The organism is Salipiger bermudensis, assembly GCF_019801965.1.
In the GTDB taxonomy this organism is placed as follows: domain Bacteria; phylum Pseudomonadota; class Alphaproteobacteria; order Rhodobacterales; family Rhodobacteraceae; genus Salipiger; species Salipiger bermudensis_A.
In genome coordinates this window covers 1-13696 of record NZ_JAHVIA010000014.1, presented here as the reverse complement: position 1 = coordinate 13696, position 13696 = coordinate 1, and the positions used below count along the sequence as shown (strand labels likewise).

Genomic DNA, 13696 nt, shown 5'->3' with positions numbered 1-13696 from the left:
ATGTGTCAGCCTTCGGGAGTTCTTCGTGTCCACTTATGAAACCAATGCCCGCCTGGAGCAGCGCGACCGTGCGCTGGATCTCGCGTCCCGTTACGAGGCGCATTCGGCGGAAGAGGTGCTTCAGGGGGCCATCCGCAGCGAGTTCCCGGGCAAGATCGGGCTGGTGTCGTCCTTCGGCACGGAAGCCGCGGTGCTCCTGCACATGGTCTCGAGGATCGACCCATATGTTCCGGTGATCTTTCTCGACACCTGGAAGCACTTTCCCGAGACCCTGAGCTACCGAGATGCGCTGATCGAACGGCTCGGGCTGTGCAATATCCAGACTGTAACTCCGCGCCCGGCGGGCGTAGCTGCCGACGACCCCGACGGCGAGCTTCACAAGCGCAATCCGGATCTATGTTGCCACGTGCGCAAGACGCTGCCGATGTTCCAGGCGCTGCGGGGCCTCGATTGCTGGATCACCGGCCGTAAGCGCGGGCAGGCCAGCACCCGCTCCGAACTCGCGCTGTTCGAGGTCCAGGACCGCTGGCTCAAGGTCAACCCGCTGCTGAACTGGCAGGCGGAGCAGGTTGCGGCCTATTATGAGGCGCATGACCTGCCCGAGCATCCCTTGAAAGGGCAGGGGTTCCTGTCGGTCGGTTGCGCGCCCTGCACACGGGCCGTCCGCCCCGGCGAGGATGCCCGCGCGGGCCGCTGGGCTGAGAGCGAGAAGACCGAATGCGGCATCCACTTCGGCGGAGGCAAGGTCGTTCGGGGGAACGGATGAAAGTGAGGCTCGGCTGCTGTAAGAGGGGCATGGAAGACGCGGTCTCGCTCTGCCGCAGAGCAGACCGGGAGACTGAAAGACAACTCGGCAGGCCCGGGCAGGCCCGCGGCCCAAGCGAAAGAGGCACAACAACATGACGCACGCTTTGATCCTGGTCGGAGGGCTTGGCTTCGTCGGGCGCAACATTCTCGACATCGTTCGGGAGACCCCGGATTTTGCAGATTTCACCCCCGTGGTGATCGACGACCTGTCCAATGCGGTTCCCGGTCACGAGGCTCTGGACGTGGCGCTGCATGTCGGCCCCTACCAAGGCGCCGAGGCGGTGGAGTTCCTCGCCGCGCGGGACGATGTCGAGCGCACCTTCGTATTCCTCGCGGGCGAGACGCGCGTTGCCGAGTCCAAGGACCGTCCGCTCGACTTCATCGCCGCGAACATCTCCCATCCGGCCAAGTTCGTGACCGAGGCGGTGCGCCCGGGCGACCATTTTATCCTGATCTCGACCGCCGGGGCGCTGTTCGATGGCACCTTCGAGGTCACCGTCGATGCCGCCTATTGCCCGAAGAATTTCTACGGGGCGTCCAAGGCCGCCGAGGAGATGGTTCTCGAGAAGTTGGTCGAGCTGCGCGGTGCGCGCTTCTCGGTGGTCCGGCTGACCAACGTGTTCGGGGTGCATTCGGTGAAGAAGAAGAGCGCGATCCACGCCTTCACGCGCGCCGCGATTGCCGGCGACACGGTCACCATCAATGGTGACGGGAAGCAGAGCCGCGATTTCATCTTCTCGCGTGACGTGGGCTTCGGGATCGCCACCCAGGCCAACCGCGTGCGGCTCGGGCAGGAGGTGGCGAAGGTCAACATGCTTGGCTCCGGCACTTCGACCACGCTCTGGGATGTCGTCGAGGCCATCGAGGCGGCCACCGGCCAGACGCTGAACTACAACCAGATCCCGGCGGCCGACCTGATCGCGACGGAACCGCGCGACGTGATCGCGAGCCCGCGAGACGTGAAGGTCCTGCTGGAGGATCACATCACCCCGTTCCTCGATGGCATCCGCAAAACCTACGAATACTACCGCGTCTCCTAACCGGGCAGAAAGAGCATCCATGACACCGAAAACGAGCGTTCTGAGCATATCGATGCCCAAGGCAGGGAGCAGTATCTGTGATCTGATCCTTCTGGATTTCTACGCGGAAGCGGGGTTCGATATCGATCGCATTGCTGAGAGATCCCAGGAATCCTCGAAATCCGAGCCCGATTTCTTCAAGGAGTATCAGGGTAAAATGAAACTGGAGGGCGTGTATTACGGCGTCGCCAGGGGGATTTACGTTCGCGATATGCCTATCCTGGACAATATGCGCCTCGTTGTTCAGGTCAGGGACCCGAGGGATTGCCTGGTTTCGGCATATTTCTCATATGCAAAATCGCATAAAATTCCTGTTGATCCTGCCAAAAGAGCGGCTTTCGAGGAAATGCGCAGCAAGACTGCCGAGAAGAGCATAGATGAATATGTTCTGGGGTATGCTCATAGTTATCGCGACAGAATGAGACTCCTGAGGCAATTCGTCGATCGTGGCGAGGGTGTTCTATTCTTGCGTTACGAGGAAATGGTTCTCGAAACAGACGCATGGCTTTCGAAAATAATCGAGTTTTCCGGTCAGCCCATGACGGACTCCCTGAAAGAGCGCCTTGGGAACAAGATAGATTTCACCGTGGATCACGAAGATCCCGAAAAGCATAAGCGGCAAGTTATTCCGGGGGATCATGCGAGAAAGCTGAAGCCTGAAACGGTAACGGAGATTAATGAGATATTAAGGGATGAAATGCAGTATTTTGGATACTCCGTGTAATTGAAGCTCTGCCGAGGTTTCCAGAATACATGTCCCATCTGAAAAAGAATTTTCACGTAGGATGCTATGCGACCTACCCCGACCTGACAGGTTCCAGGCTGGCCGAAGGCGGCAGGCGCCTGAAAGGAATGGAGGGCCGTGCAGCTTCTGATATCCCTCTGGTCAGTATCGTGACCGTCTGCTGGAACTCGGCAGCAACGATCGAACAGACCATTCGTTCGGTGATGATGCAGGGATATCAGAACGTAGAGCACATCATCGTCGATGGCGGCTCTACGGACCGGACATTGGATATCCTGAAGAAATACGAGGATGCTCTAGAGTATTACGTATCCGAGCCGGATCGTGGCCTTTATTTCGCGATGAACAAGGGGCTTGAGCTGGCGCAGGGCGATTACATCCTGATCCTCAATTCGGACGACTGGTATTCTCCTCATTGCGTGGAAACCTTGGTGGCCGCGAAGTTCGAGTCGGGTGCGGATTTCGTCTCGGGAATGGCTAATTATGTCGATGGGCGTGGAAATTTCATAAGATGCCAGCCCAGTTTTCCATATGATGACGGGGTCTATTTCAGAATGCCGCTGCGGCACGAGACCATGCTGGTTTCGCGTGATCTCTACGAGCGGTTCGGTCCCTATGACACGAGGTACTTCATCAACGCCGATCGGGATCTGACGACCCGGATGTATGCTGATGGCGTCAGCCATTTCGAGGTCCCCAAGCCTGTCATGTTCTTTAGGGACACGGGTGTTTCGAGCACCAATATGGGGAAGCTCTACGGTGAGCGCGAACGTATGGTATCGCGCAACTTTCCCGGCATGGCGAAAGACGATGTCGCCATCCTGGCCAGGTTGCATCTGCTGCGCCCGCAGCGGCTCGAGACGATTGCACGACATTACAACCGGCCGCAGTTTCTTCGCGCCGCGTTGGCCTACGGGCTGCACCGCGCCGGCGGGAATGAGAGTGGCGGCTGGGCCGGGTATCCGTTCGACGAGCTGCGCCAACTTGCCGAGGACGCAAGCGTCGAAGTGGTGCAGGAACCGCGCCTTGAGACCATCGCGACGCTGACGACCTCGGATCATGGCGGCGCGGGGATAGGCAGCCAGCGCAGGGTGGAGGCTCTGCGCCGCAAAGGGCTGAACGCTGAGATCTATTGTCTCTTCCGCAAGAGCGGGCATGCCCATGTCGACACGGTGATCCCCGACCTGCCGGGCGCACCACGGCTGAAGGAGCCGGAGGTGCGGAAGGCCTGGAAGGAGGCCGCGGTGGTTACGGCCGATGATGTGCCGGACATGAAGGCGAGCGAGATGTTCTCGAAGGCCGGCAGCATTGTCGACTTCCGGGAGAACCGGATCCTGTTCGACCGCGCCGACATCGTGCACATGCACTGGGTCGTTGGCATGATCGATCTGGAAAATCTCGGTGACGTGGTGGGCGACAAGCCGGTGATCTGGACCCTGGCCGACATGAATGCCTTCACGGGAGGCTGCCACTACTCCGAGGGCTGCGAAGGCTACACCAGAGAGTGCCGGGACTGTCCGCTCCTGGGCGGCAAGAGCGAGATCGCGCATGAGACCTGGAAGGCCCGGCGCGAGGGCTACGCCAAGATCAAGAACCTGCATGTCGTGTGCCCTTCGCAGTGGTTGAGCGATTGCGCCCGCAATAGCTCGCTGCTCGGTGATCGCCCGGTTCACATGATCCCGAATGCGCTGCCCGTCGATCGTTTCCGTCCGACCAACAGGTTGGTCGCACGCCGCAAGCTCGGGCTGCCGCTCGACAAGAAGCTCGTGGTCTTCGGGGCGGAAAGCCTCGGAAATCGGCGAAAGGGGGGGGACATCCTGGCCGAAGCCATGGAGATCCTGAAGGCGCGTGGCGAGGCCGAGGGCGTCGAAGGCGTGTTCTTCGGCTCCAGCTCGCTGGATCTCGGCGTGCCATCACACAGCATGGGGCATGTTTCGGACGAAACGAAGATGTCGTTGATCTATGCTGCGGCGGATGTCTTCGCGTTTCCCTCGCGCGGCGACAACGCGCCGCTGACAGTCGTCGAGACCCTGCTTTCCGGTACGCCGGTCGTCGGTTTCCCGGTTGGCAACGTGCCCGAACTGGTCAGCCACAAGGAGACCGGCTACATCGCCCGCTTCGAAGACGTGCACGATTTTGCCGACGGCCTTTCCTGGGCGCTGGCGGATGCCGGCAGCCCCGAGGCCCTCCGCCGCGGTCTGCGCGGACATCTCAAGGCTCATAGACACAATGATCCTGAGACGGCGGTTGCGCGGCATATTGCCCTTTACCGTGCCGCCTTGAGAGAGGCGTTGGAGAACCGCGACACGCACACCAAACTGGAGGCGTTGAGTGTACGGGCCAGCTGAGGCAAGGAGCCAGGCGCGCATTTTCCGCATGGTCTCCAGCCCGCGCCTTCACAACGAGATTTTAACGGAGAGAACATGACCAAACGTGCCCTCATCACCGGCGTGACCGGACAGGATGGCTCTTATCTCGCGGAGTTTCTCTTGGCCAAGGGCTACGAGGTGCACGGGATCAAGCGTCGCGCCTCGTTGTTCAATACCCAGCGGGTCGACCACATCTACCAGGATCCGCATGTCAGCGATCAGAACTTCAAGCTGCATTACGGCGATCTGACCGACACCTCGAACCTGACCCGGATCATCTCCGAGGTGGCGCCCGACGAGGTCTACAACCTCGGCGCCCAGTCCCACGTGGCGGTCAGCTTCGAGGCGCCGGAATACACTGCCGATGTCGATGGTACCGGCACCCTGCGGCTGCTCGAGGCGATCCGCTTCCTCGGGCTGGAGAAGAAGACCCGGTTCTACCAGGCTTCGACCTCCGAGCTCTACGGGCTGGTGCAGGAGATCCCGCAGACCGAAACAACGCCGTTCCACCCGCGTTCGCCCTACGCTGTGGCCAAGATGTATGCCTACTGGATCGCGGTGAACTACCGCGAGGCCTACGGGATGTATGCCTGCAACGGCATCCTCTTCAACCACGAGTCCCCCCGCCGGGGCGAGACCTTCGTGACCCGCAAGATCACCCGCGGCCTGTCCAACATCGCGATGGGCCTCGAACCCTGTCTCTACATGGGCAATATCGACAGCCTGCGCGACTGGGGTCATGCCAAGGACTATGTCCGCATGCAGTGGATGATGCTGCAGCAGGACACGGCCGAGGATTTCGTCATCGCCACCGGCGTGCAGTACTCGGTGCGCGAGTTCATCACCTGGACCGCCGCGGAGCTGGGCATGGAACTGGAGTTCTCCGGCGAGGGTGTCGACGAGATCGCCACCGTAAAGTCGGTCGACAACGCCATCTCGCCGCTGGTCAAGACCGGCGACGTGGTGATGCGGATCGACCCGCGCTACTTCCGCCCCGCCGAGGTGGACACCCTGCTGGGCGATCCGACCAAGGCCAAGGAAAAGCTGGGCTGGGTGCCGGAGATCACCGCGCAGGAAATGTGTGCCGAGATGGTGGCGGATGACCTCAAGGCGGCCCGGCGTCATGCCCTGCTCAAGGAGCATGGAATGGCGCTTCCTGTCAGCCTCGAAAACGGGTGAGCCGATCGGCGCCGCGCGGAGGCTCTCGCATGAGATCTGCCCCTGTTGTGGCGCTGCCGACCCAGGAGAAAGAATGCCCGCTGCGTTCCTTGTGCCCTTGTTCGCGAAAAAGGCAGCCGATACCACGTGACTGCCGGTCGCGCGGGAGCGGCCAAGCTTGCGCCTGTGCTGTAGACATAACCGGATTGGAATTGGAAAAATGACGACGAACGAGACCCAGAAGCCGCCTTCCTCGCAGGCTGACGATGCTCAGCAGGCGCTGCGGGCGAGCGTATTGGCGGCAGCTCGTACCTATTTTGACGCGCTTCCGAAGCCCGAGTTCATCCCGGGAGAGACCTATATCCCGCCGTCGGGCAAGGTCCTCGATACCAAGGATGGCCTGAACCTGATCGATGCCAGCCTCGACATGTGGCTCACCGCAGGCCGTTTCGCCGATCAGTTCGAAACCAACCTGGCCAAGAGCTTCGGACGGAAGCTCTCGAAGCTGACCGTTTCGGGCTCCGCGGCGAACCTGCTCGCGTTCACGACGCTGACCTCGCCCAAGCTGGGGGACAAGCGGATCATGCCCGGATCCGAGGTCATCACCGTGGCGGCGGGCTTCCCGACGACGGTTGCCCCGATCATCCAGAACGGCTGTGTGCCGGTCTTCGTCGATGTCGATCTCGAGACCCACAACGTCGATGTCGACGCCCTGGAAGCCGCGATCACCGAGAAGACCAGGGCGGTGATGATTGCGCATAGCCTGGGGAACCCGTTCGACGTGATCCGGGTCGCCGAGATCTGCAAGAAGCACGACCTCTACCTCATCGAGGATTGCTGCGACGCCTTCGGTGCCACCATCGGTGACAAGGGCGTGGGAACCTTCGGCGATCTTGCGACCCTGTCGTTCTATCCCGCGCATCACATCACCATGGGAGAGGGCGGCGCGGTCCTGATGGACTCGATGCGGCTGGCCCGCATCTGCGAGTCCTTCCGGGATTGGGGACGGGATTGCTATTGCAAGCCGGGCAAGGACAACACCTGCGGCAAGCGCTTCGGCTGGAAACTCGGCGATCTGCCCGAAGGCTACGACCACAAGTATACCTACAGCCATATCGGCTACAATCTGAAGGTCTCGGACATGCAGGCCGCTGTGGGTCTGAGCCAGCTCGACAAGCTCGACCTGTTCGTCGAGCGCCGCCGCGAGAACTTCAAGGGGCTGACCGATCGCCTCAAGGCCGCGGGGCTGGATGAGTATTATCACCTGCCCGTAGCGACCCCAGGTTCGAACCCCTCGTGGTTCGGCTACCTGATGACGGTTCGCGACGGGTCCGGCCTGCAGCGGACCGCCGTCACCTCCCGCCTCGAGGAGCGCAAGGTCGGCACCCGGCTGCTCTTCGCCGGCAACCTGGTGCGGCAACCGGCCTTCAAGGATCAGAATTACCGCGTCCACGGCAGCCTGGACGTGACCGACAAGATTATGAACGATGCATTCTGGCTGGGTGTCTGGCCGGGTATCGACGATGCCCGGATGGATTACATGGTGGAAACCCTGTCCGACATTACGAAAGAGCTTCTCTCATGAAAGCAGTTATTCTTGCCGGGGGATATGGCACCCGACTGGCCGAGGAAACGGCGACCATTCCCAAGCCGATGGTCGAGGTCGGAGGCCGTCCGATTCTGTGGCACATCATGAAGATCTACAGCCAGCATGGCATAAATGACTTCGTGATCTGCCTGGGATACAAGGGCACGGTCATCAAGAACTTCTTCGCGAACTACGCGATGAACATGTCGAATGTCACCTTCGATTTCGAAGCCGGCACCACCACGCTTGAAAACCCTCGCGCCGAGAAGTGGAAGGTCACGCTGGTCGATACCGGCGAGGGGACCTTGACCGGCGGACGGCTGAAGCGGGTGGGGCACCTTCTCGACGACACGTTCTGCCTCACCTACGGCGACGGGGTCGGGGACATCGACATCACGGCCCTGGTCGATTTCCACAAGAGCCATGGCCGGAAGGCAACGGTGACCGCGGTGGCCCCTCCCGGCCGTTTCGGACTGCTGGACCTCGACAATCACAAGGTCAGCGGGTTCGTCGAAAAGCCGGTCGGCGATGGCGGCCGGATCAACGGGGGGTATTTCGTCCTCGAGCCGTCTGTGCTGGACTATATCGAAGGCGATCAGACCACCTGGGAACAGGAGCCCATGCGCAACCTGGTCGCCGATGGCGAGATGCAGGCCTATTTCCATAATGGGTTCTGGAGGCCGATGGACACCTTGCGCGACAAGCAGAACCTGGAGGCGCTTTGGCAGAGCCCCGACGGAGCGCCCTGGAAAAGCTGGTAAATTGCTCTTGGGCGCCCGTGGCGCCCGACCTCCAACTGCGCTGCTCTAGTTTGTCACCGATAAGGGAGCCTCATCATGCCACTGTTCGATCGCGCGCGAATGGACGAGGCCATCAAGACCTCCCGTATGGCGGCACTGGATTACCTCGCCTCGACCTACGAGACCCGCTGGTTCAAGGCGGAGCATATCAAGTCGATCGTCAGGCAGGTCTATCCCGGCACCATCTTCCGTGACTCGATGGGACTGTGCGCGCATTTGCAGAAAGAGTTCTCCGATCGGGGCATCGATGATTTCGGCTTCGCCGGAATGGAACCGATGCCCCTGCTGGACTTGTGGTCGACCACCTTCTCGCAAAATCCGAAATTCGTTCCGGAGCTGGTTCCCTACGAGCTCGAGCGCGAGCAGCTGGTCAGACTGCGGCAACAACAAGAGCTGGAAGTGCGCCTCAGGCACCAGAGGACCGTCAGCCCCGCGCCGATGATGGTCGATGCGGTTCGGCGGCACGCGGTCGACATTCCCCTAATGCGCAATGGGCGTTTGACCCGCGTGCCCCCCGACAGCTCCTTCCTCGCGCTGGACAGCAATGGGCATGCCGCCGTCGGATACGTCTTCGAACATCCGGGCGTCCAGCTGGCGTTTCTTTTCGGAGGCAATGCGGCGGAGCCGATCCTGCGCGCCACGGTCGCGATGTTCGACGACGGGCAATTGATCGCCCTTGTCGGCAAGGACAACGCCTTCATCAAGATCCCCAACACCCTGTTCCGCCTGCTGCGGCGTCTGGAAGAGCGGCGGGAAACGCCGCGGACCGTTTCCGCGCGCGGTAGCGCCGACAGGGACGAAAGGCCGATCGTCAGTGCCCTGGGGTTCAGCCGGAACTTCGGCCATACGATCATCAATGACCTGGCGGGCTGGGAGCTGACGGAGCAGTTCCTTCGTCAAGGCATGATCGACAAGGTGCTTCTCGATGAAGGCGGCCTGGCGGCCGCCGAGACCTTCTATCGTGGCATCCGCACGTCGGAAAAGACCGAGCGGGTCCAGGTCACGATCCCGTTCTTTCACGATTCACGCGACGAGCTCTTCGTCAAATTGAGCCACCAGCTGCCCCTGGACGAGACCACCCGAAGGGTGATCAAGAGCGGCCGGGCATTGCTGCGGAAGCGCCGGGGGGATGGTCATGCCGATCTGCTCGACCTGGCCCGCACGCCCGAACGCAAGAGGATGGTCCTCGGTGTCGGGCGGCGCCCCGGGAGCCGGAACCCGATCAACGAAAAGCAGTTCGTCCTGCAGCTGAGCGACAAGATCGTCGAGCTTTTCGGTCCGGACATGACCGTGCTCGTGGATGGGATGACATCGACCTATCGCCAGTTCCGAGACGGGCAGGAGATCGAGGACGCCTATTGCGACGAAATCATCGCCGCGCTGCGCGAGCGGCATGGGCCGCGCCTGAGCCTGGTGCGCATGGCCGGTCTGACACTGCCTGAAAAGGTGGTGGTTGCGGACGGGGCACGTCTTGGGATCTACCCCTATGGGAGCGGCATGGTCGCCGGGATCTTCCTTCTCGATCTCCATGTCATGCTGCATGGCCCGGCGGGCTTCACCGACAATCGGGCCTGGGATTGGCACATCGAGCCGGCCTGTCGGTTGGGCCGCTCTCACGGCTTCGATTTCCTGCCCCGGAAATCGGCTGAAAATCGTGGGTACCATATCGATATACCGGCTGCGCTGACCCTGTTCGAAAGCCGGGCGAGCGAGTTGGTCGGCGTCGAGCGCGACAGCCAGAACGGCGACGCTCGGATCTCTACATGCAACGAGGGCATTGGAACGTGATGATTGCACATGCACAGAGCCAGGTGGTCGCTCCGGATTTCTGGGCTGGCAAACGGGTGTTCATGACCGGCCACACCGGCTTCAAGGGAGGCTGGCTGTCGGAATGGCTTCTCGAGATGGGGGCCGAGCTTTGTGGCTACGCTCTGGCGCCCGTCTCCGAGGGGACCGTTTCCGGCTTCGCTCCGTTCTTCGAAGAGCTCGAACTGTCCGGCCGGATGACCCATGTCATCGGCGATATTCGCGACAGCGAAAAGATGACCAGGGCGTTGCTCGACTTTGATCCCGAGATCGTCATTCACATGGCCGCCCAGCCGCTGGTCCGCCTGTCCTACCGCGAGCCGGTCGAGACCTACGACGTGAATGTCATGGGGACAGTGCGCCTGCTCGAGGCGTGCCGTCAGTTGAAGAACCTCAAGACGATCCAGATCGTCACGTCGGACAAATGCTATGACAACCGGGAACAGATCTGGGGCTATCGGGAACACGACCCGATGGGCGGATTCGACCCGTATTCCAATTCCAAGGGCTGCGCCGAGCTCGTCACCAGCGCCTACCGCAACAGCTTCTTTCACCCCGACGCCTATGACGACCACGGTGTCTCGGTCTGTTCGGGGCGGGCCGGGAACGTGATCGGTGGCGGGGATTGGAGTCTCGACAGGCTGATCCCCGATGCCATGCGGGCCCATTGCACCGGCAACGCGCTGACGATCCGCGCCCCCCATGCCATTCGGCCGTGGCAGCATGTCCTTGAACCTCTCTCAGGGTACCTGACGCTGATCCAGGCCAGCTACGAACGCCCCAGGGACGTGGCGCAGGGGTGGAATTTCGGGCCGCGGGACAGCGAAGCGATGAATGTCCGCAAAGTCATGACCGTGCTTCAGGAACACCTGGGAGACGGGTTTTCCTGGACGGAACAGGTTGATCCGCAGGATCTGCACGAGGCGACCTGGCTCAAGCTCGATTGCACGGCGGCGCTGGAATGGCTCGGATGGGCTCCGCGCTTCACCACGTCCGAAGCTCTCGGCATGACGGCGCAATGGTATGGATCCAGCGATCCGGCGGCGCGGCGCCAGATCGTCAGCGAGCAGATTTCACGTATGCTTTCCCCTCTGGCAGCATGACACGGCTTGTTACGGGGGCGAGTGGTTTCCTGGGCGGCAAGCTTGTCCAGAAGCTCGTGCACGAGGGCGCGCGGGACATTGTCCTGCTTACCCGCACGGGCGCGGATCTGGGCAATCTTCCCAAGGAGGCGCGCACGCAATGCAAGGTCGTCGTCGCGGACGATACCCAGAGCATCATCGAAACCGTCCGCGATCTCGCTCCGGAGATCGTGTATCACTGCGCCAGCCGCGTGCTGACGGATTACCGCATCGAGGATGTCGACGATCTGATCCGCTCCAACCTGGGTCTGTTCACGGCCCTGCTCGAAGGGCTGGCACGCAGCGATCTGCAGCAGATGCGGATCGTCAATCTTGGCACCTATCTCGAACACGATGCCTCCGGCGCGCCGGATCCCAACTCGCTCTACGCGGCGACCAAGCTCGCCCAGGCGCAGATCGCGGCCTACTACGCCCGCGGTGACCGGTTGCGGATGATCACGCTCAAACCGTCCTTGATCTACGGCCCCGGAGAACGGCGACCCCGTCTCATGCGGCTGCTGATCGACGCGGCGCTCGAGGGGCGGCGTCTCGAGCTGTCGCCCGGGGAGCAGGTTCTGGATTTCATCCATGTCGACGACGTGGTTTCGGCCGTGCTGGCTGCCGGGTCCCGTATCGAAGCCGGGGCAGGGGCCCCTCAGGAATGCTACTTCGTGCTGTCCGGAGAAGCGGCCTCGCTGCGAAACATGGTTGGCCGGATCGAACGCGTCACCGGTCTTGAGCTGGATGTCGCCTGGGGCGCCAAACCCTACAAGGCGACCGAAGTGATGCATCCCTACCTGGACGGCCCTCGTCTGCCAGGCTGGACACCATCGATCACCCTGGAGCACGGCGTCCTCGAGATGTTGCAGGCGGCGCGCTCGGACAGGGAAACTCGGGAGATTTGAACGCCATGAAAATCTACGTTGCCGGTCATCGCGGCATGGTCGGCGGGGCCATCCTGCGTCAGCTTCAGGCGCGCCAGAGCGCCGGCGAGGCGCTTGAGCTCCTCACCCGCAGTTCTGCCGAGCTCGATCTGACCTCGCAGCCCGACGTGCGGGCCTTCATGCAGGCCGAGAAGCCCGACGTGGTGATCCTCGCCGCGGCGAAGGTCGGGGGCATCCATGCCAACAACACCTACCCGGCCGAGTTCATCTACGAAAACCTGATGATCGAGTGCAACGTGATCCACGAGGCCCATGCCGCCGGGGTCACGCGTCTCCTGCAACTCGGATCGTCCTGCATCTATCCCAAGGCGGTGCCGCAGCCGATGCGCGAGGACGCCTTGCTGACCGGAACGCTCGAGCCGACCAACGAGCCCTATGCCATCGCCAAGATCGCCGGGATCAAGCTCTGCGAGAGCTACAACCGCCAGTACGGGGTCGATTATCGTTCGGTGATGCCCACCAACCTCTACGGCCCCGGTGACAATTTCCACCCCGAAAACTCCCACGTTCTACCGGCCCTGATCCGGCGCTTCCACGAAGCCGCTCTGGACGGCCGCGACGAGGTGGTGATCTGGGGCTCCGGCAAGCCGATGCGCGAGTTCCTGCATGTCGATGACATGGCCGAGGCGTCGCTCTTCGTGCTGGAGCTCGACAAGACGATCTACGAGGCCAATACCCAGCCGATGCTGAGCCATATCAACGTCGGCTCCGGCAGCGACGTGACGATCCTGGAACTGGCGCAGATGGTCGCGAAGGTCACCGGCTTCCAGGGGCGCATCACCACCGATCCGAGCAAGCCCGACGGCACCATGCGCAAGCTGATGGACGTGAGCCGCCTGGCGCAGATGGGCTGGACCGCCCGCATCGGTCTCGAGGAAGGCATTCGCGAGACCTACGAGTGGTTCCTGTCGCAACCGGTCTCGGAGCTTCGGGCGAAGTAACACACCAGATCTTTCGCACCGGTTGGGGGCCTCACTCGAGCGCCCCTGACCGGGTAGTTGCGCGAACCGAGCTTCCCGGGGGCCTGCGATTGCGTGCCGGCCTCGTCTCCGGTCTTCCCCTCAGGGTTCGCCCAGAAAGAACTGGGCGCTTTCGCATGTCTCCGGCACGATGCATATATTATTACATAATAAACATTCCGTGACTTTTTAGCGAGCAAGGGTGCGCGCTACCCTCAAGTGCGACTCCCATTAGAAAACAGATGGTTATCTAATGGAGAGAGCCTGCCATGGGAGCGGTATACACGCAACTGAGCGTCAAGGAACGTGTTCAGATCGAA

At 61.7% G+C, this 13696-nt stretch carries 11 protein-coding genes; all 11 read left to right on the top strand.

Annotation, left to right across the window (positions count from 1 at the left end; genetic code table 11):
• Positions 1-25: 25 nt before the first annotated feature.
• The 11 genes from KUV62_RS21980 to KUV62_RS21930 all read left to right on the top strand — a co-directional run bounded on the left by KUV62_RS21980 (position 26) and on the right by KUV62_RS21930 (position 13358).
• A complete protein-coding gene (locus tag KUV62_RS21980) occupies positions 26-766 on the top strand; it encodes a phosphoadenylyl-sulfate reductase (RefSeq protein WP_315901608.1) in 741 nt (246 codons plus the stop codon).
• A gap of 133 nt (positions 767-899) precedes the next feature.
• Positions 900-1847 carry an NAD-dependent epimerase/dehydratase family protein gene (locus KUV62_RS21975; RefSeq protein ID WP_222605903.1) on the top strand — a complete coding sequence of 316 codons (948 nt, stop codon included), beginning with the start codon at positions 900-902 and terminating at the stop codon, positions 1845-1847.
• Between the two features lie 19 nt (positions 1848-1866).
• Positions 1867-2610 carry a sulfotransferase domain-containing protein gene (locus KUV62_RS21970; protein ID WP_222605902.1) on the top strand — a complete coding sequence of 248 codons (744 nt, stop codon included), beginning with the start codon at positions 1867-1869 and terminating at the stop codon, positions 2608-2610.
• 29 nt (positions 2611-2639) lie between these two features.
• Positions 2640-4979: a glycosyltransferase gene (locus tag KUV62_RS21965; RefSeq protein ID WP_222605901.1), complete on the top strand. Its 2340-nt coding sequence runs from the start codon at positions 2640-2642 to the stop codon at positions 4977-4979.
• Between the two features lie 75 nt (positions 4980-5054).
• Positions 5055-6179, top strand: a complete 1125-nt coding sequence (gene gmd / locus KUV62_RS21960; RefSeq protein ID WP_222605900.1) for a GDP-mannose 4,6-dehydratase — start codon at positions 5055-5057, stop codon at positions 6177-6179.
• A gap of 199 nt (positions 6180-6378) precedes the next feature.
• The gene (gene rfbH / locus KUV62_RS21955) at positions 6379-7743 is read left to right on the top strand and encodes a lipopolysaccharide biosynthesis protein RfbH (protein ID WP_222605899.1); all 1365 of its coding nucleotides are present in this window, start codon (positions 6379-6381) and stop codon (positions 7741-7743) included.
• A complete protein-coding gene (rfbF, locus tag KUV62_RS21950; RefSeq protein ID WP_222605898.1) occupies positions 7740-8507 on the top strand; it encodes a glucose-1-phosphate cytidylyltransferase in 768 nt (255 codons plus the stop codon). The genes rfbH and rfbF overlap by 4 nt, the downstream gene beginning before the upstream one ends.
• A gap of 75 nt (positions 8508-8582) precedes the next feature.
• Entirely contained in the window at positions 8583-10334 is a 1752-nt protein-coding gene (locus tag KUV62_RS21945; RefSeq protein WP_222605897.1) for a hypothetical protein, read from the top strand.
• Complete coding sequence (gene rfbG / locus KUV62_RS21940; RefSeq protein WP_222605928.1) at positions 10334-11455, top strand: CDP-glucose 4,6-dehydratase; 1122 nt, start codon at positions 10334-10336, stop codon at positions 11453-11455. The genes KUV62_RS21945 and rfbG overlap by 1 nt, the downstream gene beginning before the upstream one ends.
• Positions 11452-12378 carry an NAD-dependent epimerase/dehydratase family protein gene (locus KUV62_RS21935; protein WP_222605896.1) on the top strand — a complete coding sequence of 309 codons (927 nt, stop codon included), beginning with the start codon at positions 11452-11454 and terminating at the stop codon, positions 12376-12378. The genes rfbG and KUV62_RS21935 overlap by 4 nt, the downstream gene beginning before the upstream one ends.
• Positions 12379-12383: 5 nt before the next feature.
• The gene (locus tag KUV62_RS21930; RefSeq protein ID WP_315901607.1) at positions 12384-13358 is read left to right on the top strand and encodes a GDP-L-fucose synthase; all 975 of its coding nucleotides are present in this window, start codon (positions 12384-12386) and stop codon (positions 13356-13358) included.
• The last annotated feature ends 338 nt before the right edge of the window (positions 13359-13696 follow it).